The following is a 23,309-nucleotide window of genomic DNA, read 5'->3' on the forward strand; positions in this document are numbered from 1 at the left end:
TGTAGCTAAATTATTTAAATCATATTTTCCCGATCATTCAGCTTACGATAAGATTAAATTATATCGTATGTCATTCTGGCCGGAGTGCCGAAATCTTCTGGTTTTTTTAAAAGGTTATATATTCCTCCTTACGCAGAGCCTGCACCTGTGTTTACTGATGAATGATATATATCAAAGTTAGTCAATAGTGCATTGTTACTCCCACTTTATAAGCAGTTACTAAAATCTGCATAGGGATCCATTTCCCTTATTCTTTAAGTCTCTGAGCTTCTTTCCACAAAAAGAGGTATAGTTACAGTAAACATTGTTCCCTTGCCAGGCTTGCTCTGTACTCGTATATCCCCATTAAAACGTTTAATGATATTGTAGCTTATAGCCAGGCCAAGTCCCTTACTCTTCCCAGGAGCCTTGGTAGTAAAAAAGGGATCAAATACTTTATTCATATTTTCCTTAGGTATTTCTTCACCATTATTAAAAATTCTGGCAAGTACACTATCCTCAACCATCTCTGTCTTTATTATTATCTGTCCCTTTCCCTTAATAGCATCGCTGGCATTCATAATGATGTTCATAAAAACCTGCTGAAGCAGCATGGAGTCTGCCTTGATTTTGGGTAAAACTTGGGTTAAATCTTTTATTATAATTTTATATGGATTTGATATCTCCTCTTCAGCATTTACAATACATTTTTCTAATATATCGTTAATATCAACCAAAACTAAACTTGTATCACCAATATTATTTGAAAAGGAAAGTAAATCATTCACAATATTCTCACAACGATCTGCGGCCTTCACTGCTTTTATCAAGCGTTCCTCACATGAATCACCCTCACCAATCAGCATTGTTTCATCAATAGCATCATGCAGACAACTCTGAATAGCGCTAACAGGGCCATTAAGCTCATGCGCCAATCTCACTGCCAGCCTGCCAACTGCAGCCATCTTCTCAGATTGTATCATTTGTGACTCATTACTTCTCAATTCAGTGTATGTCTTAAGCAGCCGCTCATTGCTCCTTCTAAGCTCTTCACTCCTCTCTACCACTTTCTTTTGAAGAGATTCTTTCAGTTTTTCAATATTGATTAACATATCAACTAGCGTATCATTTTGTTCCTCTATTACCTCAATATTATCCTTCAGCGTTTTCCTATCGTCTAATATCATGCCACATAAAAAAAATCCTACTGGAATAATGATAAATGCTGCTTTGGATAACATAGATAAATCAATTATCTCCAAGCTTATCAGAATATAAATTACTAATGTATTAACTATTCCTAATAATAAAGTAAATAATCCGACTCTCCTATATGATTTATTAATCCAATTAATCTCATATATGCATGAATCAGCACCTTCAGCAGCACACTGGACTTCTTTAATACATGCATTTGGTAATCCCAGTATGTTAGGGAAAGAAGCTAGTTGCCCTTTAATATTTTTACAATTGTTTTTTGTTTGTGGAAAATGTAATAATGGAATAAATTTTATAATTGCCCAATTTCTTCCTTTATCTTCTATTACCCACCTACTATTTTTTGAGAAGAGAGAAGAATACTTTACTAAGGACTTATAAATAAATCCAACATTCCTTAAGATTTTACAGATTATTTCTAGCGGTCCCCATGCCATATCAAATATAGCATAAGCACCTGCTTTATAGGGAACATTAATATCTCCAGTATATTCAACTAAAGCATTTAAAACATTGTTAAAATATTGATAGGATATCCAATTATTCCCATCTTCTAAATAATCTAAAGACATCCCTGTCTGTTCAATAAAATTATATAATTCATCTCTTCCATAATGTTCCCCAAAATATAAAAGAATATGTCTAATTACCCTACAACTTAAATGCATTTGGGTTTTTTGCGGATCAATATATTTCATATATTTTATTAAAAATCCTTCTACCTTTAAACTTTATACTTTTATCTATTTCTCTTTCTAATCTAGGTATGAATCGATTAAAAAAGCTATACTTATTCTTTATAAATAAATAAAAAGGCTTCAATTCAGATCCTAATTCTATTTTGGGAATATATGTTGAAATTCCTAGATCAATTTCTTTTGCTCTTTCTTCTATTCCGATTCTCACTAAATTATATAGAAGATTAAAATATATCGAATATTTTTTATTATATTTATAATCTAATCCTGAATAAAGAAATCGTAATGTATAATCATCAAAGAATACCAACAAAAATCCCACAATATCATTCTCCTTAATAGCTGAAATTATTTTAACTTTTTTATTTAAATACTTATTTATATTAATAAAATATTCTCTATTAATTAACTCTCTCTGTATTTCGTTTGTGCTATTATAGATATTCAACCATAATTGTAAAAGAAGTTGAGCATCTTTTATTAAGTTTTCCTTTACTTCTATCTTGATATCTCCATCTCTCATTTTATTAATATTTTTTTTTAATTTATGTCTATAATGACTTCTTAAAGAATTTACATATTCATCAAAGGAATTCCATCTGATATTCATAACTGCTAATGGAAATGATTTCATTTTAATATATCCGAACTTCTCAAAAGTTAGTAATAAATGCTCGATTTCTGATTCAAAAAAATCTCTGATAATAATTAAAGATGCCTTACAATTTATAAATATCTCTTCAACTTGATTTAATATTAATTTCAATAAATGATGCTGTTCATTTTTATTAACATTAAAGGAAAATGGATTTCCTAAAGATATAGCCCCTCCACACTCAAGAGTATTTATATATAAGAATCTAAAATTAAAAGTTTTTCTTATAAACACAAACATCTTTTTCACAATTCCATCAAGAAAAGCATCTAATGGATAAGATGTTAGATATATACATGTATTTCCTATCAATTCTTCATTGGAGTAAACTAATAGATATTTTAATTGAAAATTTTGGATCTTTGATTTTTCTACTGCTTTTAGATAATCATATGTAAAAAACAAATTATTTTTGGCAATGACACTATCCCATTCAGTTTTTGTTACTTCATTTATATTATCAATGACCTTTATCTTATACATTTTAGATTTTTACTACCTCTCAAATTTAAAATTTTCTTTCAGGGAGAATATATCTTAAATAATCCTTGTTTAAAGAATAAGTAAAAATTGATGAAGTAACACTTTTAGTAACAATCAGTGTCTTTAAAAACTGTTTTAGGATATTATAACTTGATAAAGTATTATGAATTACATAATCATATCCACGCACTAATTGGTCGACTGTCATTAATTTAGGAATAATCATAAGTTGATCCATATCACATCGATCCCAATCAGAAGGGAAATTTGAGTATATTATACGATCTTCCATCTTTAATCTCTCAAACAATTTAGTACCTGGGAATGGGGTTAAGAATGCAAGTTGTAATACATCGATTTTAGTATCTTGAATAAATCTTACTAATTCATCAAAAATTGTAATATCTTCATTATCATTTCCGACAATAAATGATCCTATCACACCTATACCATGTTTATGAATAATAGAAATAGCATGTTTAAATCTATCAGTTCCTAATTTTAAGTTAACACCTTTTCTCATTTCTTTTAAAGTAACATCTTTAATAGATTCAATGCCTATATATAATGCCCTACAACCACTCTTATATGCGTATTTTAAAACATCCTCATTCTCAATTATATTTATCGAAGTCTGAGTACCCCATATCTTTCTAATTTTTCTATCCATCATTCCCTTAAAAAGATCTATAGCTCTTTCTTCTGCTTTTTTTCCTACCCCAAGTATATTATCATCTACGAAATATACAACTTTCTTCATGATTGTTTGCAACTCATCCAACACTTCTTCAACAGGTCTTTGTCTGTATTCAGCACCATTAAAAGCTGTGACACTACAAAATTCACAATTAAAGGGGCATCCTCTAGACGTTTGTATAACATCCATTTTATACTTTTCGGAAAACAAATCTCGTTTAGGGATTGGTAGATTCACAAGTGAAGGTTTGTCTCCTACATACTTTTCTTTTAATTGACCATTTTCGAAATCTGATATAACTTTCATCCAAATAGATTCAGCCTCACCAACAACGACTGTATTAACATATTTGGCAGCTTCTTCAGGCATCATAGAAACATGTATTCCCCCTATAACTGTAGGTATGCCCTTCTGTTTAAATTCACTAGCCAATTTGTATGCTCTTGTTGCATTGACTGAATATGAGGTAATTCCTACCAAATCAGGTTTTTCATTTATATCAAGCTTTTCTACATACTCATCTACTATCTTTATATGCCAATCACTTGGAGTAAGTGCTGCAATATAACCCAAGGCTAATGGTGGCATACCCCAAGCTTCAGTATCTCCATATCCTTGTGTCATTTCTTTTGGGACGGGATGTATTAATAATAACTTTTTCATAATATTAGCATCATACCTTTTAATGTGTTATTGTTAAAATAGACATACAACTGTTAGCATATTCAAATTCTTATATAAAAGAGTATTTTCTGAAAGTATTGACAATCGTTTATCACATATTCTATTAATATGAATTTCTATTTCAATATTATATTCTTCAATTACAGAACATTATAGCATCACACTCTTTTTCATTTATTTTGAAAATACTATTGTAGACTTAAACTTTCATACTTTATGAATACTAAATAAATATTATTATATTCCTTCTATAAAAAAGTAAATAATTTCAGTTAACGCCACTCCAAGGATCTAATCTCTTACCTGTGGCAATATGAAAATGAAGCTGAAATAATAAATCATCAAGAAGTGAACCTTTTTTATCAGGTGTTAAATAGAATTTTTTAAATTTCCACAATCTTTTAATGATATTCTTATAAGAATAGAATGTATAATAACTTTTCCAAACATTATCTTGCAAATCCTGAATGGATATATTTTTTGGGGAAAATACAATATGGTTTAAATCATATTTTGACCAATCTTTTTCAAATATTCTTCCCTCACAATCCAATTTTTGATAGAGATCTGTCCCGGGATATGGTGTTACAGTAAATATTCTGATGAAATTAACATCATTGTCTAGCAAAAATTCCAATGTTCGCTTAAGGAGTTCTACATCATCATTTTCCAGTCCGAACATTATCATAACATGAGGGCTGATTCCATTTGATTTCAGTAGTTTAAAGAGCCGCGCATATTCTTCTGGTTTGTTGAACGATTTATTAACACTTTTTAAATTACATATATTTAATGATTCAATGCCTAATATAACCTCATGGCAGCCACTTTCACCAGCTAATTCGACTAACTTAGGATTATTTAAAACCCGAGTACTAAATTGACTGAACCATCTAATCTTAAGCGGAGTAATTTCTTTGAATAATTGTTCAGAGTATTTTGAATTTGCTGCCAAGTTATCATCAACAAAAAAAAAGTCACGAGCTTTTGAAGCATCTATCTCCCGAAGGACATTATCAATAGGCTTTGTTCTATATTTGCCCCCGAAGAATTTTGTAACTGAACAATAACTGCAACTAAAGGGACATCCTCTTGTTGTGAAGATTGGCATTGCTGGTGTCTTTGCAAAGGGGGCTTTTAGGCACTTGTCTGAATTATTCAAATCAAATCGAGGAATAACTAATTTTTTCAAATCTGGGAACACATCATTTTTGTATATTGAATTTAGCTTATTATTTTTCTGAAAATCCCGAACCACCTTTTCCCATAGATTTTCTGCTTCTCCAACTACTACACTATCCACATGTTGTAAAGCTTCTTGAGGTAATGCTGTTGCATGGATGCCTCCCATCACAACGGTTTTGCCTCGCTTTTTGAATTCTTGGGCTATCTGATATGCACGTGGCGCGTGACAAGTTAATGCAGTAATTCCAACTATATCTAGATCCTCACTAAAATCTATAGTATCAATATACTCATTGGTAATGGAGACTTCAACATCATTGGGAGTTAATGCAGCTATGGTGGATAATGTGCCTGATGGCAATAATATCTTCTTGTATTTGATTGGTTTTCCAGAATCATCGAGCTGTGCTGGTTGGATTAACCTAATCTTCATTTTTCTTCCTCATATAATCTTTGCATAATAAATCTATGTTCGGAATAAGGTAATTAAAATCTTCTGAACGGGATAGCAAAGCATCACTAATATTTTTCCTATAATAGATATAGTAAATTTTTCCAATATAAACGCTGACGTTTATAATAAATAAAAATGCTTCCTTTGTAATATTAAGTTTTAAATAATTGTAATGCAATGTGGATGTTGATGTAGAAGAAGCAGAGAAGATTAAACAAAGTGTGTTCATGATCCTCCCAACCAGAATATAACATTATCCCAGTGGTCGCACTTTCAAATTAAAATCCATAAGTAACACTAACAGAATAGCCAACAGCAAAATTTTCATATTCGCCATCAATGCTGGATGAAGAGCTTATTTCATTGTAATCGACATTGTTATTAATGGTTCTATCTTCATAGAAGATCAACTGAAGCGCGCCATCTATGCTCAAATTGCCTTTCCGAAAGCCAAGCCCGGAGGTCAGGAATTGCATATCTGTATCCGGCAGATTGGGTCTCCAATTCTCGTCAGGAACCGCGTTTTCATTGTAGATGTAGCCAGCTCGAAGGCATATATATTCATTTACTTTATATTCCAAACCAAATTTGTAAGCAAAGGTATTCTCATACCCATATTCCTGTGTGATTCTATCTGGCAACAGGGGTGGTACGGGCGAGTCGATTTTAATCACAACAGAATCAAGAGTCTCCCAATTGGTCCAATCTATATTAAACTCCAATTTTAACTCCTCCACTGGTCGATAGGCATATCCTATTACTACTGTGGCTGGGAAATCAAAAGAGGTTTCTCCGCTCGTTTTATATGATGGGCCAATTCCAATGGAATCGGGAATATTTGTTAATTCGAAATCGCCCTCGTATTCCAGTTTAAAAGGGCTTTTAAAAGCAGCGGCAAAATTGTGGTGGTCGTTTATACTATACAGAATTCCCAGGTTATAGCCAAAGGCATATCCATCACCCTTCAACCCTCTTTTCCCATCAAGAGCGCCTGACAATCCCATAGAAGTCTCATAGTCGATCATACTTTCCAGCGTTACTTGAGAATAATAAATACTAACTCCAAATCCAATGGATAAATCTTTCACTACTTCCCAACCCAATGAAGGATTCACATCAATAACTGTGAGATCAGAATATGTATCAACATATCTGGCGAATCCAGTGTCACTCCATTCACTAGCAAGGCCGTTTGGAACGGTGATGCCAATACCAATAACTAAGTTCTCAGTATTCAAATCACTGGTGACAAAACAATTTGGAATATATTGCCATTCGTCCAGCATTTCCTCTTTTGCGCCTGAAGGACTTTTGTGTTCAGGCCAACCGTTAGTAATCGTAACCCCGGTTGACGCCTGTATACCATCCAATTGCGTCAACCCCGCTGGATTAAAGGCTATAGCCGAGGGATCATCTGCCTGCGCAATAAATGCTTCTCCCATTGCTGTTGCTTTTGTGCTCTTAACGCCAAGAACTCTCAATCCATTAGCATGAAGAAGATCATTGTAAAAAGAAGTCACAAGACCCAACATTACAAACCATAGAATACATCTACTCATCAGTCGCTCCTAGGTACTGTATCACGTAAAGAAGGAAACAACATACTGGAGGGAATTATTCATAATTTTCATCCAAATAATATCTGACTCTTACACTCCCCTTCCCAAAAAACGTGCCCCCTTATCGTCAAAGAAGGGCTGTCTCATGATAATTATTGCGGTGATGACAGCCCCTCTTGCTGAAACACTCCCCAAACCCCCAATGGGGACCTCATGTATGTTTTTCAGCTTTTACCGACGTCAACTTATACAATTGTATCAATTCTAATAACAATCACATTACAGATGATGATGCTACTAGAGTAGGACTAGTTTTTATTATTCCATACTCCTGACATGCCGCTTCAAATATATCCGCTGCCCTATCCAAATCTTCCATTGTATGAGTAGCCATGAGACTAAACTTGAACCGCGCCTCTCCCTTACGCACAGAAGGGAAGGGCAATGGATTGATGTATAAACCCATCTCATGAATTTGTTTGCTCATTTTCCTAACTATGATTTCATCCCCAATGATTACTGAAATAACCCCGGTTCCTGGCTGTGTTACCTCTAATCCCATTTGGGAAAATCGGCTGTGCAAGTATTTTACGTTTTGATGCAATTGTTCCAACAACTCGGGCTCTTCTTCTATAACATTAAGGGCAGCTAAAACCGTGGCGCAAATACATGGCGGCAGTGCGGCTGAAAAAAAGTATGAACGAGCATAATATCGTATATAGTTTACTACTTCCTTAGTGGATGCTACAAATCCTCCAACCCCAGCAAGTGATTTGCTGAATGTGCCCATTACTATATCTATCATCCCCTCCATTCCATAATGCTCAGCCGTTCCTTTGCCCTGTTTGCCTATAACACCGGTTGCATGCGCATCGTCCACCATTACCCTGGCTCCATAACGATCCGCAATTCTCTTTATCTCTGGCAGATTGCAGATGTCCCCATCCATTCCAAAAACACCATCGGTTATCACAAGCATTCCTTGGCGCTGACCTCTACTCTTTTGCAGGCACTTCTCCAACTTGCCCATATCGTGATGTCGATAAACCCTCAAGCTTGCCCCGGATAACCTGCATCCGTCTACAATGCTCGCATGATTCAATTTATCTATAATTGCTACGTCATTTTTCCTTAATAATGCGCTAATGACGCCAACATTGGCTGAATATCCTGTGGAAAACACCATGGCGTCTTCACATCCCTTGAACTCAGCCAATTTCAACTCCAGTTCTCTGGTAATATCAAAGGTGCCACTTAGTAAGGGTGCGGAACTGCCTCCGGATCCATACTTCTCATAGGCTCTAATTCCAGCTTGCACAACCCTGGGATGCGAAATCAATCCCAAATAGTTATTTGAAGCCATCATGATCATCTCTTTTTCTGTTCCCGTGAAATCATCGTAAATAATAACTCTGTTTTCACAAGCAGAAAGGAGTGGTCGTTGATAAGAAAAATACCCCTTTCTCTTATGATCTTCAATATACCAAAATTGTGGAACAGTTTTTTTGAAGATGTCCTCATCATCAAGCTCAATAAAATCAGCCAAAGTATAGTAATCTGAATTAAGACTTCCTGTATCAACAACCTCCTGATATGCTATTGCGCACCTGTTTAAGCTATTACCCATGTTGTTATCCCTACCTGCTTTGATTGATGTAATTGTTGAAAATCTGTTTCTGTAATAATCATCTCAGGATAGGAAGGGATTTTATAACATTCATTTTAGAAGTATCCATGGGCATTCACCCTTGTTTTACTTCATCCATTTACAATGAATTAATTTGCTAACTTCTGGTGCATTACAATATTGTTGCCTCCTAAATTTACCATGAATGATGAGAGCATATCCGCTGAATGCACATGATCAAAATAAAGGACAATAATGAATAGAACCCTAACCAATTGAGATATTACTACATGCAAAAAACAAAATACATATTAGTTATCGGATGCCTCATGCTTGTCCTTAAGTATTGAATGAAACTATTATTCTTCCTGCTCCCTTTTCATGGTTAATTGAATGTATGAATTGTGATCATACATCAAAAATGCATGTTCCGTTTTATTCTAAATATTGCATCCATTGTTTCCTTCCGCATGCAACGGCAGGGTTGTGAGTGCATACTTGAACGTCTAACACCACTCAACACATTACTTTAGAGAACAATATTAATTAAATTTGAGCAAAACGTTATACAACAGAAGGCTTTCATCACCGCTATTCAAACCATTGACTGCATCGCAATATTTATTATGTGAGTCATCTCACCCTAAAGGCTGGACTAATGTCATAATTCAGCGAATATGGTTATGCAATACACTACCCACATCCTATACCAAAATTCGCTGCAACAGGCTCAAAGAGAAATATTATATTACTTTCATCATAAATATTTGTTATGAAAGTTGAACACCAATTTGACTTTGATTAAACAAATAACTATTCAATGTATCACCTGCAAGGATTTACAGTTAATAACAATTTAAATCTATAAACATTTCCTGTTTGGAATAAAATTATGTCCCATTAGTATTTATATTTTTAATTAGGACAAATATTATAAATAAACATTTATATGTCAATTATAATTTATATTAATAAATTTTTTATAAATAAATTTGTTATTTTAATCAATACTATTGAACTGGTTCAATATATAATCCTACTCAATTTCAACAAAATTTAGAAACTTTATTACACGCATGGTGCTCTAATTTTGATTATTTTTGTAAAAAAATCACATGATCGAGAGAGCAATATGTATAAATATTTTGTAAAGGTTTTTCGGTTGCAAAGCTGAGGATAAACGATAATGTTAGAAACATTGCCCATGATACCAAGGGTGATCACGGGCAATGTATTATTCCATAATACAATAAGCCAAATTCCCATTGCCAGAATATTGTAATCATTTTATATAAAACCATAGTGGAAAAAATTAAATCTTTTTCAACATTGAATTGTCTAAATGAGTAAGGGAACAAATAAAAAACAATCACATCAAGAAGACAGGAAGCTGGTTGAGGATTTTCAGGCAAACATTAATTCAGCCTTTGATAAATTGGTTATAAAATACAAGAACATTGTTTTCAATCTATGTTATCGTATACTAGGAGACCATGATGAAGCGAATGATTGCGCACAGGACACCTTTGTGAAAGTTTATAAAAATTTGAAAAACTATCAATTTCGATCAAGCTTCTCAACATGGCTCTATACAATAGCAGTTAACACATGCAAGAACAGACTATCATCATTAGATTATCGTTTTAACAAAAGAATGGCTCGAATAGATCATCCTGGAAACGCGGAAAATCGTCAGCAGAAGATTGAAATACTGGATCTATCATTTAATCCTGATCAAATATTTGAAAGAAGGGAAAAGGCAAGATTGATCGAGGAAGCGATAGACTCATTGCCACTAAAACAAAGAGTAATGATTGTGCTTCGTGATATTGAAGGAAAATCTTATGAAGAGATCGCTTCAATTACTGGATATAAACCAGGTACAGTCAAATCAAGGCTTGCAAGGGCAAGGCAGCATCTCAGGGATAGGTTGAGAGGAATTATTTAATATGAATTGCAATAAAGTAAAACACCTTATAGCAGCTTATGTTTATAACGAACTTGAGCCTGAGATGATAGATATCGTTAAAGAACATATTTCAACATGCAATGATTGCCAAGATGAATTAACCTTCTTTGAAAAATACAAGAGAGAGATGACTTCAGTAATGAAGCTTGGAGCACCGGATGATTTCCTGAAAAAGGTTCATATACGCATCTTCAAGCCTTCATATTTTCAACAGACTATACGAAGGTTATTTGTTCCCGTTAAGATAAAAATACCCCTTGAGGCAGCAGGTGTTTTGGTGCTGGTCTTCTTTGCAATATTTCTCTTTAAGCCCATACAACCTGAGAAAAAGGAGTTACAATTTGCTCAGGATGATATGCGCTCAAGAATCAGCAAAAAACCAGAGAAGCTCAATACCCCAAGAAATCATAGTAAGATACAAAATGATTCTCTACCAATTAATGAAAAAAGAGTTATGGCCAAGGCTGCGGCTGGTAGAAAGCCGAAGGCACTTGAAACACTAATGACCTTTGAAATAGTCCTTTCGTTAACACAATCAGCTCTCGCAAAACAGGATTCGCCTGAAGCAGAATCGTCAGTTCTATCTGACGAAGATGAACCGTTAGGGGAAGCAGCAACCTCAAGATTGAAAGAAGAAAGATTAGACTATGCTATAAATGATGCTGAAACAGCCGAGACCAAATCACCAAAAAGACTGATTGATAAAAAAGAGAAGGATTTGCGAAATGATACCATAAACCAACAAATAGATAAGGTTATACAAATAATTGAATTATTAGAAGGAAGGGTTATTCAGAGAGAGAAAAACCCCGAATCTAATCATATTCAATCTATAATCACAGAGATACCCTTTCATAATTACAGGGAACTCATAGATGAGCTAAACAAAATAGGCAGGATTCAAAAAAAGTATTCATCCCTAGCCATACAAGAGAAAAAAAGAATCAGAATGAAAATAAAACTCAACCCATTGAATAAAAAAACATGGAGTGAGGACAGATAACGATATTAAATGCAACCACAGGTGAGTCTGTTTCCAGATTATATCCTTGATCTTAGTTGAATGAGTTCTTTCAGGTATTATTCTGCACCGCGAGCTATATTTTCATCAATGCTCATCCATGGATATATAGATAGACCATACCTGTAAAACTTGCGAATATGAAGTCTTTGTTCATTAGACTTGTTCTGGTTTTGATGGAATAGGTTGGCTATGTGTAGGTTTTTTGAATCCCTTTATTCAGGGGTTGTGTCTTTGGGCGCTACAGGACTTGAACCTGTGACCCTCTGCTTGTAAGGCAGATGCTCTCCCAACTGAGCTAAGCGCCCATTTATACAGGGTCTCGTTCTGTTGACTTGCTTGCTTTAAAAGAAAGGACAGATTTTGGAGGAATATTGATGCTTCCTCTAACAATAGGCGAATACACTCTCCTTCCCCTCCTCAAGGCTCTGTAAAAACAGCCAAAACCTCTAAACTCAACCCTCTCATTGTTATCAACGGTTTTAATAATAATATCGAGAAAATTATTGATAATTTGAAGAACCTCTTTCCGTTTTATCCCGCTTTGCCTAGTTAGGCTATCTACAATTTCATGCTTTGTCAAAACTATTCCTATATTTATTGATTTTAATTGTATTTATGATTGTTGAGTTAGGGAATTGACCCTCTTTGCAAGTCTTGATTTTTTTCTCGCTGCAGTCTTCCAATGAATAATTCCCTTGCCTGAAGCTGTATCTATCTTTTTTATAAAGTCCTTAAACAGTTCATTTATTTTCTGTATATCCTTTTCTTCTTTGCCCTCAATTGCATGATATACCTTTTTATAGGATGTTCTTATTGAAGACTTAACTCTGGAATTCCTAATTCTTCTTTTCTCGTTTTGTAATATTCTCTTTTTTGCTGATTTTATATTTGCCAAGTATTAAACCCTCTATATTTAATTGATATTGAATTGCAAATATGCAATGGCTTAATAATATCGTCAATAATAATTATAAATATTAATAAAAAATGTTTAACTACAAAGTGCTATTCTTAGCGAAAGGTATGGAAAAATTTAGTCCCTTTATGCTGCAGTTTTACTTATGTTGGTATCAGATATTACTAATATAAAACGGATATGATCATCATTAGGGATTATTATAAATGAAATGATGGAAAAACGTGTTATATATTAAAATATTCTTGTGATATTTTCACAACAAGATGCATTGAAGAATTATTTAAACTTCTTTGTCTCTCAAGATGGCGGGCGGATCTAATTATATCTCTGAAAATAATATGTGAAAGAGTTTGCAATCATAAAAATATATATCACATTTGTTCGTTTTTAAATAAGAATATACAATGACCTTTGTTTTATTGTTTGAAAAGGAATAGATTGCCATTTTGTTGTCTTTCTGAACATTTGAATTACCATATTTCGAGGTTAGCCCCTTAATGATTGTATTTAATTTCTGGATTGTAATTGATTTATAGGATTCCTTTATCGTGTATAATCTATTCTTCAAAAAGAGGAAGTCTTTTTGAGGTTCTGATTTAATCCTTAATATCTTTATCTGCCTTTTAAGGTTTTCACCTCTAGCAATAATATAGTTCATTATTCTATTTTCATATTCAGGCTTATCATAAGGGGTGAATTCAATAAACTTAACTTTTGAGTTGTTCTGTCTCTTGATCATTTCATCTTTAGAGATTCCCCATGTATCGATTTTATTATTTGAATATATGCTGGTTGAAGAGAACAATATTAACATAAACAAAAAAAATATAACACGATGAGAATTGCTATAAATAAAATGTTTTGATTCTTTTAATATCACATCCATTATCTTTCGCTGATATTATAGATATCTATCACTCCTTAACAATGTTAGACATCAGGAGATAGAGATTATTTTCACGAGTTTATAACTATAATAGTATCATTGAGGTGCTTATTTACAAGCATATGCAATTATATTATGATAATTATTTAATATCAACACTTTTCCATTGATTTATTAAAAAATTTCAATGCATATATTTTCAGTATATTCATCATACTGTATCAAAAAATAATTACTTGGAGACATTTCATAATGGATAAAAAACAAATCAAGGCCTTAGGCAAAATGACCTATGGAATATATGTTCTAACGACTTGCCATGATGAAAAGATCAATGGCATGATCGCTTCATGGGTTTCACAAGTATCCTATGATCCCCCAATAGTAATGGTTGCCCTGCATCCAAGGCGTTATTCTCACTATCTGCTTGAGAAGAACAAAAAATTTGCTCTTCATATTCTATATCAGAGCCAGAAGGAGTTTATGAAACGCTTTAAGGGGCCTGATCCAGAGGCAAAGTTCGATGAGATTGAGTGGACAAGAGGAAGGACAAATTGCCCAATTTTAAAGGAATGCATTGCTTATATGGAATGTATAGTACGCGAGAGCTTCTCAATGGGGAATCACACACTCTTTTTTGGTGAGGTTATTGAGTCTAACATCTTTTCTGACAAAGAGCCATTAAGCACTAATGACTATGAGGGTGTTTACATAGGGAAGGATTAAGATCTGAAATTTTACAAGAGCCCTAAATAAAATTTTTAATAAGCTCTAAAATTCCATTATCAACCGTGGAATATCTACTTTTGATGTCGGCCTTAAATTGTTCAATTTGTGGATCAGCTTTTAGGTCAGTCAATCGCCTGAAGCGGCCCAATCTTCTACCGATAATGAAGCTCTCCTTTTCTTCTGTTGATAATGAAAGAAATTCATCTATAACCTTAATAATTTTATCCTTATCCTCCGGTAGTCTCCCTTGAACATCTTCCAACAGATTCATCATATGATCGCTTAATATATTACTTGTTATCCCATCAAGACTTTCAATAAACAATCGAATTTCCTCTACCTTCCCCTCTTCTGTAAGAGGTGTCCATTTCTTCTCAGTCATCCTTTGATAAAGAAGGGTTCCTGGGACTGGTATTGTGCTACGTATGCGTATGAATGTTGGATTGATTTCATTTAACACTTGAGCTGTTTCTAATGCATTCTCCTTAACAAATTCTTTTCCACCAAGGCCTGGCATATAGTATTCTGATAGGTCAAAACCTGCCTCAATGGCTTTCTTTCCCCCTGAGATCAACTCACTCGAGGTTACACCCTTTTGAATAAATTCGAGAACACTGTCCGCTCCTGATTCCATCCCTATATGCAACCGGGAAAGACCCGCATTCCTCAAATCCTTGAGTTCTTTTAATGACTTTTTGCTTAATGTTTTAGCCCTAGCATAAGTGGTTACTCTCTCAAGGGTTGGGAACTTCTCTTTTAGATATTTTACAATCTCAATTAAATCATTAGTTTTTACTATTAAAGAATTGGCATCCTGTAGAAATGCGCTCTTCATTCCATAATACAGCCACATGGCCACTTGATTGTAATAGTGGGAAGGGGTTATATCTATACCAATGGCTTCCCGAAGCACCGGCTCATTAATGATGCCATTATAGTCCAGTTTATACGAAGCATTGATAATTCTATCAGCAATTGTGTGTATTGAATCGATGTCCCCCTTAACCTCTTCCACACTTCTCTTGGAGAAGGCTTCCCCATAGGTCATACAGAAGGCGCATTTATTCCATGGACAATTTCTGGTTACGCGGATGAGAATGCTCATCGCCTCGCTTGGTGGTCTTATTGGGCCAAGTTCAAATGCATAACTCATTCATTATTTCCTTAATATTATTGTTAACATAAAAACTAACCTAAAGCTGTGAGTATTATATAACCCGCTTGCTGGAAGGTTGACAGAAAATCAATGTAATAGAAATGAAGGTTGGCACACCCCATTAACCTCGCTAATAGCGGAGAGTCTTGCTTCTATACTAAATATTGAGCCGTTATATACTTTTTAATAGGTCATCTAAAAATGGTTTGACACATCCGTAATATCAAGACATTTTTCGACAAAATGGTTGGATTTGATTCCTCACTTATGGAATCTTTCTCCCTATATTAGCAGAGAATAACAACTTATTGCTCAAATATGTAGTCAAGCCTTTGACAGCGGAGAAGCGTATATTTACCCTGCCTAATTTGTAGTGTATTTGAATTTTTTCAATTTTGTAAAGTATTATTTTAATCATTTATATCAAATCTTGTTTGTACCCTTGACCAAAACTTGTATTATTGATTTAAATTTAAGCAGATCAAAATCCGTGGCAAAAGGCAGGAATAATATTTTGTGTGCCCAAGGCCATGTATTCAGGAGATTGTTCAGTGGTTGATGAAGCGTCTGATTTAATTAAGCATAGAATAGAAAAGATTAATATTTTAAAGGAGAAGGGAATTAACCCATATCCTGTGCGTTATAAGAGAGAGGATGTGATACAGAAGGTTAGGGACAGATTCTGTGATGATGAGATCCAACAATATGTAAATGTTGCGGGAAGGTTAAAATCAATAAGGATGATGGGGAAGGCTTCCTTTGCTGATCTTGAAGATCTATCCGGAGTAATCCAAATATATGTAAAAAAAGACACCATCGGTAATGATAATTTTGAGGTTTTCAAGATGCTTGACCTTGGGGATATAGTTGGAGTAAAGGGGTCCACATTCAGGACAAAACAGGGAGAGATAACAATATCAGTAGAAGAGATTGTTCTACTTTCAAAAAGCATCAGACCGCTACCAGTTGTGAAGGAGAAGGATGGCCAATTATTCGATGAATTTGCTGACAGAGAGATGAGATACAGGAAAAGATATGTTGATCTCGCTGTTAATCAATCTGTAAAAAGAGATTTTATCCTGAGGAGCCGTCTAATAGCAGGGGTGAGAGAGTTCCTGCTAAATCGCAGTTACATTGAGGTTGAGACACCAATGATGCAGGTTATACCCGGAGGCGCAGCAGCAAGGCCCTTTATCACCCATCATAATACCCTTGACATTGATCTTTACTTAAGGGTGGCGCCTGAGCTATATTTAAAGAGATTGCTTGTGGGTGGATTTGAGAAGGTTTTTGAGTTAAATCGGAACTTTAGGAATGAAGGTATTTCAACAAAGCATAATCCTGAATTTACTATGCTTGAGCTATATGAGGCATATGCGGATTATTCTGATATGATGAACATTGCTGAGGAGATGATATCAACACTCTCTGAGAATCTTATTGGAAAGATGATCATCGATTATCAAGGGAATAGGATCGATCTTACACCGCCATGGGAAAGAATCACCTATATTGATGTAATCAAGAAGCATACTGGCGCTGATTTCGGAAAAATCGAGTCAATAGAGGAAGCAATAAGTGCCGCTTCCTCATTGGAGATTGAGATAAAAGAGAATCTTTCAATATGGAAGATAGCAGACGAGATATTTGATGCGAAGGTAGAAAACAAGTTAATTCAGCCAACACTTGTGACAGATTATCCCAAAGAACTCTCTCCATTATCAAAATCCAATGAGGAGAATCCTGATTTCGTCGAAAGATTTGAGCCCTATATTGCTGGAAGGGAGATTGGCAATGCCTTTACCGAATTAAATGATCCCTTTGATCAGAGAGAGAGGTTTGAAGAGCAGGTAAGATTGAGAGAAGCCGGTGATGAAGAGGCACAGATGATGGATTATGATTATCTCTCGGCCCTGGAGTATGGCATGCCTCCTGCGGGCGGTATGGGGATTGGTATAGACAGACTCATGATGCTATTTGTTGATGCCCCCTCAATCAAGGACACAATATTATTCCCCCTTTTAAGGCCAGAGAAATAGTGTTGAATAATAAGATTTGATTTTATATCTGACATGGTCTATAAAGACTATAGACTACATACCAATATGGATCGATACTATTTATTATGCTAGTAAAATACAGCAGAGAGAAATATGGATTGCAGATACACAGATTTTTGTATGATTGGGTACTTTCATGGGCAGACACCCCGCTTGGAGGTTGGGCGCTTTTCGTTCTTGCCTTAATTGAGTCGGTATTCTTCCCGATCCCGCCAGATCCACTCTTAATTGCACTCGTTTTATCCCTAAAAAAGAAGGCTTTAAGGTATGCCCTTATTACCTCTATTGCATCAACATTGGGTGGGTTTATAGGATACTATATTGGCTATGAGTTGTGGTATAGCGGGGAGCATTATTCTGCTATAGCGAATTTCTTTTTTACATATGTGCCTGGGGCTAGTGTTGACAACTTTTTAATCGTTAAAAAATTGTACAATGAATACTCTTTCTGGGTTGTCTTTACAGCAGGATTTACTCCAATTCCTTATAAGGTGATCACCATAAGCGCTGGAATTACAAAAATTGATTTAGCAATATTTGCCATCGCTTCAATTACAAGCAGGTCCCTACGATTCTTTTTGGTTTCAGGACTAATATGGAAATATGGTGCTCCTATTAAGGATTTTATTGAAAAGAGGTTCAATCTCGTTTCAATAGCCTTTGTAGTATTGTTATTGGGTGGTTTTGTTGTTATAAAATATATATTATAAAATAACCCTTCCGTGGGTTATTTTGGCGGAATTTATGTAAATTTCAAAAAATTACATCCGTGTAGTTCTTAAAATTCCGATGCGCTAAAATAGACTAAAGACCTAACAAGGGTGAGTGATAGGGAATTGTACCAGTATTAGGCTCCCTTTCATTATTATTTATGCGCAATGATTACATATAAAAAATGTATTGAGAGAATAATCAATCCTGAGATTATCATAACACTGGATCTAACAAGCAATTTAACTACCTTTTCCCTTATCGTTGACTCAACATCTAAATAATTAGCGGATGATGTAATCCAGAAATAGATCATTAAGAGGGCTAGGCCGATATAAACCAGGCTGAAGGATAATAGCGCATCCCAAACATCCTGCAGCAGACAGAATATGCAATGATGGAAGGGCAGTTCTAAAAAGAGGGGACTGATCTTTGTATGAATAGCAAGCACAAGGAAAGTGAATAAAGAGATAATGATGAAGGTTTCAAAGATCATAAATGATTTTTTCCCAAACCACATAGTCTTTTTGGTTAAGTCCTCACTTTTATTGATAAATAGAAAATAGAACAACTCCCCCAATACAAAAAGCGCAAGAACATAAAAGATAAAGACCCAAGTCCATGTAGACTCTGTAATAATCTGAGGGATATCATCTCTGGGAATATCAAAGAGTGATGTGCAGCATGATACCTGTCGCGGTGGTGTTGAGAAGAAGAATGAAGCATCTAATATTGTTTCTATAATGATCATTATTCCCAGGGGCGCAAGAAACATAAGTTTTTGCTTCATAAATGGCTGCGCAGGTGTTTGACGATCAAAATAATTTAATATTAGCCAATACCCATAAAGCGTCGCTAAAACAGGCTTGAGACCGCTTGTAACATAGGAGTAGGGAGCATTGACATTATGCACTCCTATAAGGCACATTGCGCCAGGGATTGAGACGATCATGCTTTGAAGGGTCCAGAACCATAACGGAATCATGAGCAATCTTAAAAAAAATCCAAGTGATACAATAGTAACAATCAAATACACCCTTTTTTCTAATCGATACTGTTCCTCTGCAGAATTACCTAAGTCCCACTTCCTCCATATATAAAAGCCATTTATGGAGGCTACAAGGCCTAAGGCCAATGAAAGGGCTGAGCAGACAAGATATGTTATGATATAGCTATTTATAATCATTATTTAGACTAGTCCATATGATAAAAAAGAATTCTAAACTGACAATCTCACTACCTCTGATCTTAATAATAGTAGGGGATCAACCAATGATTCGAGTGGAATTTTTGTCAATAAAATCTGTCAATTGTGCTGAACCTTGTTCTTGATATTTGGCTTATCCGATCTCAGGCTCCAAATATAATTTGTGAGGGCATGAAGCTCCTTTCCCTTTATAAACCCCTTCCACGCAGGCATCTTAAGTCTGCCTTTTTCCCTGCCTGCCATTCTTTTTGAATCCTTCCGCATCTCATCAGTTATGCTGTTTAGTATCATCTCCTTTAGCGTAGCCTTAGAATTTATATGCTGGTTAAATTCTTCAGTATTCCATCCAGGAATATACCCATTATTTGAGCCTGGATTCCTTATGCCCCCAACGCCATCAATGCCATGACATACGAAACAGCTATTATACTCCGCAACAATCCTGCCCAATTTTTTCATCTTCTTCACCCTCTGCTTAATCATTTTCGTATCATCAGACATATAAACCTCTGTTGATCTTAATGCACCCTTAAAGTCTGTCAACTCGCCCCCATGTTTTTTTTGGAATTTCTGAGCCTCTCTCCTTGTATTGAAAGCGAGTCTGCTTACACTGGACATTACCCCAGTGATATCGCTTCCTACAATGAAAAAGGCCTTATTCGCATCCATAAGGTTTCCTGTATTGTAATCTGCCACCCTTATATCCTTTACATTATTATTTTTTATTATTATTGCTGCACAATGAATGCTGCATGTATATCTTCGGCTTCCATCATCAAGGGTTAGAGTATATCGTGTGAGTCTATATTTCTGTAAATCCATTGCGCATAGGGTGCACCATCTCTGTGCCTGTAATTTCTGTATTGATATTAATGGAATAATCATTAATAATATTATGAATATTATTGCCTTGCCTTTTGTATCCATTTTATATTCCCCTTTTCCTCTTATTCATTTGCTCCTATTTCCCCTTCTTCAGTTGAGGAAGAGCATATCTCGCCCGATTGAAAATAATATTTTTCATCTACCAGGTCAGCCATGTATTGTTGTTCATCATGAGATGTAGTAATAATTGTCTTACCTCTCTTTTTTAGATCCGTTAGGATATCTACAACCAACCTGATATGCCCTGAATCGATATTAGACAGGGGTTCATCAGCAAGAATTATATCCGGATCATTTATAAGAGCCCGCGCTATGGCAGCCCGTTGCTGTTCCCCACCGCTAAGCTCATTGGCCATGAAATCCGCCCTTGTCTCAAGATTCAACTCCCGTAAAATATTCATTGCCTTTTCTCTTCGTATCCGATCAGGAATGCCCATTACAGAGAGAACAAGTGACACATTTTCCCAAGTCCTGTATCCTGGGAGAAGATTGAATTGCTGAAAGATAAAACCGATCCTCTCTCTCCTAATTTGTGAGAGGAAGTGATCAGGGAAGTGGGATATCTCCTGATTATCGAGCCATAGTCGTCCGCTGGAGATCCTGATCAGACAACCGATGATATTTAAGAGGGTGGTCTTGCCTGATCCAGATGGCCCACTTAGCATAACAAACTCACCTTTCCCGATTCTAAGTGTTATGTTGTTAAGCGCCCTAACCTTAATTTTACCCGATTGATATTTTTTTGTTATATTCTCTAAACTTATCATATAAATTCTATAAAGAGTAGGTCACCCTCTTATTGCATAATCAGGATCAATAACACCTGCCAGCCATGCAGGAATGGCGCTTACCCCCATAAGGGGTAAAATGCCCAAAATATAAAGAAGCACAATCGATTGGAGATCGCATTGTACAGGAACGGGAAATTTGGGATATATGCTTGCACACCCCAAACAATAACCAGAGATCCCAGGAGTGCCTAAAAGCGCATAGACAAACCCCAGCAGCACACCTATTGAAGTGCCTCCAAGGCCGAGAATCAAGCTCTCCATCATTCTCATCTCAATAATCTCACCAGTTTGCCATCCAATGGCCTTTAGAATCCCAATCTCCCTGCTGATATCTACGCTGATATGAGATGCCTGTGCCCAGACCAACAGAAGGATGGCCACCAACAATATAAGCCACATAGCCTGAAATGTCCCACCCCGACGTCCAAAAGCCTCCTTTACCAGATCGGTTAGGGCCTTGCTCGTCATAACCCGTGTATTCTTGATCCCTGTTATCTCCCATGCTACCATATCAGCATTCTCAGGACTGTCAGTATAGACCAATAGGTCTGATGCCTTATCTCTTTTATAACCAAAAAAGGATCTCGCATCATCAATGGATGTTATCATTAGATCTGTGCTATAAACCTGCACTGTTTTTTTCAAGATTCCTATCACCTCAAAATCGCCCTTATTGCCGAGAGTATCCTCAATCTGAAGCCTGTCACCAACATCGGCATTAAAGCTAAAAGCCACACCTTCCCCTAACACAACCTTGTTTCTATCCCCAGGTAACAGAAAAAATCCATCCTCAATTGTCCATGGGAAGTGTTGATCATGAATCAAGCGCTTAAGATCCAGTCCCATCATGGTATACGCAGAATCATTGCCATCAATCTTTAGAGGAAGATATCCCCAAACCCTTGGAATCACGCGTTTAACGTGGGGAATTTTTTCTATCTTAGCAAGTATATTAAGATCAATCTTCCCAACACGTCCAGCATCAATACCCTGAACAGTAATATCTGGAAGATATGCCCTGGCAATCTCTGCGTCCCTTAAAAACCCACCCCTTGTGAACATCATAAAAGAAGAAGTGGCCATAATAAGGCCTAAAGGGATTATGATAGCCAGAGACTTGGCTTTATAGCGCCTAAGATTTTGTGCTGCCATAATCCATAGGTTAATATGCTTTGCAATATTCACGGTTGTTTTTTAACCACCTTGATTGTATAGACCTTCTCGGAAATAACTCCTATTGTAGCAATCACATCACAATCAGAATGAAAGCAGAATCCCCCGGGCAGTTCGCTTCTCCGCGCATAAATTCCATCAGTAAGATTTCTTGATGTGCAGCATTGAGCAATAATTGGGATAGCGGGTACGCCCAAAGTCCAAACTAGTGCCATCCTCATTTTTGTGTCCTCGGATCGCTGATAATTCGTTGAGATATGATAATTATAGAGATACAGAGCTATAAAAATAATAATAATTATAAAAATTCTAATGAGGTATTTCTCTTTGAAGAGTTGAAGGATCATTTGCTATTCTCAAGTTTATTAATTAACATATATTAAAGGCAATTGATTAGAAACGAAATCAAATGCTATCCAATAAACCTATTAAAACTTTGGATCATTTCACTCATCAGGTAATTAGTCAATATCCAATCATCTATACTTCACCTTCCACTGGGGAATTGGGTGTGTTCCCCGTAATATTTGTGGGGAGAAGTCAAGATTCAAAATCCAGAG

General features: G+C 35.4%; 21 protein-coding genes and 1 tRNA gene. 5 read left to right on the forward strand and 17 right to left on the reverse strand.

What is annotated here, in order from left to right:
- Positions 1–254: 254 nt before the first annotated feature.
- From SVZ03_00420 to SVZ03_00450, 7 genes are all read right to left on the reverse strand, one after another.
- Complete coding sequence (locus SVZ03_00420; protein ID MDY6932668.1) at positions 255–1,895, reverse strand: HAMP domain-containing sensor histidine kinase; 1,641 nt, start codon at positions 1,893–1,895, stop codon at positions 255–257.
- Positions 1,882–3,033, reverse strand: a complete 1,152-nt coding sequence (locus SVZ03_00425) for a GNAT family N-acetyltransferase (GenBank protein ID MDY6932669.1) — start codon at positions 3,031–3,033, stop codon at positions 1,882–1,884. Before SVZ03_00425 ends, SVZ03_00420 begins: the two co-directional genes overlap by 14 nt.
- 25 nt (positions 3,034–3,058) lie before the next feature.
- A complete protein-coding gene (locus SVZ03_00430) occupies positions 3,059–4,393 on the reverse strand; it encodes a radical SAM protein (GenBank protein ID MDY6932670.1) in 1,335 nt (444 codons plus the stop codon).
- Positions 4,394–4,682: 289 nt separating this feature from the next.
- Complete coding sequence (locus tag SVZ03_00435; GenBank protein MDY6932671.1) at positions 4,683–6,032, reverse strand: radical SAM protein; 1,350 nt, start codon at positions 6,030–6,032, stop codon at positions 4,683–4,685.
- On the reverse strand, positions 6,022–6,282 hold the full coding sequence (locus SVZ03_00440; protein MDY6932672.1) for a hypothetical protein: 261 nt from the start codon (positions 6,280–6,282) through the stop codon (positions 6,022–6,024). Before SVZ03_00440 ends, SVZ03_00435 begins: the two co-directional genes overlap by 11 nt.
- A 49-nt stretch (positions 6,283–6,331) precedes the next feature.
- Positions 6,332–7,612, reverse strand: coding sequence for an outer membrane protein transport protein (locus tag SVZ03_00445; GenBank protein ID MDY6932673.1), 1,281 nt, complete (start codon positions 7,610–7,612; stop codon positions 6,332–6,334).
- Positions 7,613–7,886: 274 nt separating this feature from the next.
- Positions 7,887–9,239, reverse strand: a complete 1,353-nt coding sequence (locus SVZ03_00450) for an aminotransferase class I/II-fold pyridoxal phosphate-dependent enzyme (GenBank protein ID MDY6932674.1) — start codon at positions 9,237–9,239, stop codon at positions 7,887–7,889.
- Between the two features lie 1,342 nt (positions 9,240–10,581).
- Between SVZ03_00450 and SVZ03_00455 the strand changes: the two genes are divergently transcribed.
- Both SVZ03_00455 and SVZ03_00460 read left to right on the forward strand, forming a co-directional pair.
- On the forward strand, positions 10,582–11,187 hold the full coding sequence (locus SVZ03_00455) for a sigma-70 family RNA polymerase sigma factor (GenBank protein MDY6932675.1): 606 nt from the start codon (positions 10,582–10,584) through the stop codon (positions 11,185–11,187).
- A gap of 1 nt (position 11,188) precedes the next feature.
- A complete protein-coding gene (locus SVZ03_00460; protein ID MDY6932676.1) occupies positions 11,189–12,211 on the forward strand; it encodes a DUF2275 domain-containing protein in 1,023 nt (340 codons plus the stop codon).
- Between the two features lie 253 nt (positions 12,212–12,464).
- Here the strand turns inward: SVZ03_00460 and SVZ03_00465 are convergent.
- The 4 genes from SVZ03_00465 to SVZ03_00480 form a co-directional block, all read right to left on the reverse strand.
- Positions 12,465–12,537: transfer RNA gene (locus SVZ03_00465), tRNA-Val, on the reverse strand.
- A 2-nt stretch (positions 12,538–12,539) separates the two neighbouring features.
- Positions 12,540–12,812: an HU family DNA-binding protein gene (locus SVZ03_00470; protein MDY6932677.1), complete on the reverse strand. Its 273-nt coding sequence runs from the start codon at positions 12,810–12,812 to the stop codon at positions 12,540–12,542.
- Between the two features lie 33 nt (positions 12,813–12,845).
- Positions 12,846–13,127 carry a 30S ribosomal protein S20 gene (gene rpsT / locus SVZ03_00475; GenBank protein MDY6932678.1) on the reverse strand — a complete coding sequence of 94 codons (282 nt, stop codon included), beginning with the start codon at positions 13,125–13,127 and terminating at the stop codon, positions 12,846–12,848.
- A 343-nt stretch (positions 13,128–13,470) separates the two neighbouring features.
- On the reverse strand, positions 13,471–13,890 hold the full coding sequence (locus tag SVZ03_00480) for a hypothetical protein (GenBank protein MDY6932679.1): 420 nt from the start codon (positions 13,888–13,890) through the stop codon (positions 13,471–13,473).
- Positions 13,891–14,289: 399 nt separating this feature from the next.
- Between SVZ03_00480 and SVZ03_00485 the strand changes: the two genes are divergently transcribed.
- On the forward strand, positions 14,290–14,763 hold the full coding sequence (locus SVZ03_00485) for a flavin reductase family protein (GenBank protein MDY6932680.1): 474 nt from the start codon (positions 14,290–14,292) through the stop codon (positions 14,761–14,763).
- Positions 14,764–14,785: 22 nt separating this feature from the next.
- On the opposite strand, the gene SVZ03_00490 is transcribed toward SVZ03_00485, so the two are convergent.
- The gene (locus SVZ03_00490) at positions 14,786–15,919 is read right to left on the reverse strand and encodes a radical SAM protein (protein MDY6932681.1); all 1,134 of its coding nucleotides are present in this window, start codon (positions 15,917–15,919) and stop codon (positions 14,786–14,788) included.
- 533 nt (positions 15,920–16,452) lie between these two features.
- Between SVZ03_00490 and lysS the strand changes: the two genes are divergently transcribed.
- Positions 16,453–17,961, forward strand: a complete 1,509-nt coding sequence (lysS, locus tag SVZ03_00495; GenBank protein ID MDY6932682.1) for a lysine--tRNA ligase — start codon at positions 16,453–16,455, stop codon at positions 17,959–17,961.
- Positions 17,962–18,047: 86 nt separating this feature from the next.
- A complete protein-coding gene (locus SVZ03_00500) occupies positions 18,048–18,692 on the forward strand; it encodes a YqaA family protein (GenBank protein MDY6932683.1) in 645 nt (214 codons plus the stop codon).
- A gap of 155 nt (positions 18,693–18,847) precedes the next feature.
- Here SVZ03_00500 and SVZ03_00505 read toward each other — a convergent pair whose 3' ends face one another.
- The 5 genes from SVZ03_00505 to SVZ03_00525 all read right to left on the reverse strand — a co-directional run bounded on the left by SVZ03_00505 (position 18,848) and on the right by SVZ03_00525 (position 22,970).
- A complete protein-coding gene (locus tag SVZ03_00505) occupies positions 18,848–19,879 on the reverse strand; it encodes a hypothetical protein (GenBank protein ID MDY6932684.1) in 1,032 nt (343 codons plus the stop codon).
- Positions 19,880–19,999: 120 nt separating this feature from the next.
- On the reverse strand, positions 20,000–20,827 hold the full coding sequence (locus SVZ03_00510) for a nitrous oxide reductase accessory protein NosL (protein MDY6932685.1): 828 nt from the start codon (positions 20,825–20,827) through the stop codon (positions 20,000–20,002).
- A gap of 20 nt (positions 20,828–20,847) precedes the next feature.
- Positions 20,848–21,552 carry an ABC transporter ATP-binding protein gene (locus SVZ03_00515; protein MDY6932686.1) on the reverse strand — a complete coding sequence of 235 codons (705 nt, stop codon included), beginning with the start codon at positions 21,550–21,552 and terminating at the stop codon, positions 20,848–20,850.
- A gap of 21 nt (positions 21,553–21,573) precedes the next feature.
- On the reverse strand, positions 21,574–22,761 hold the full coding sequence (locus SVZ03_00520) for an FtsX-like permease family protein (GenBank protein ID MDY6932687.1): 1,188 nt from the start codon (positions 22,759–22,761) through the stop codon (positions 21,574–21,576).
- The gene (locus SVZ03_00525) at positions 22,758–22,970 is read right to left on the reverse strand and encodes a hypothetical protein (protein ID MDY6932688.1); all 213 of its coding nucleotides are present in this window, start codon (positions 22,968–22,970) and stop codon (positions 22,758–22,760) included. Before SVZ03_00525 ends, SVZ03_00520 begins: the two co-directional genes overlap by 4 nt.
- Positions 22,971–23,309 lie beyond the last annotated feature (339 nt).

It is taken from the genome of Spirochaetota bacterium (genome assembly GCA_034190085.1).
GTDB lineage: Bacteria > Spirochaetota > UBA4802 > UBA4802 > JAFGDQ01 > JAXHTS01.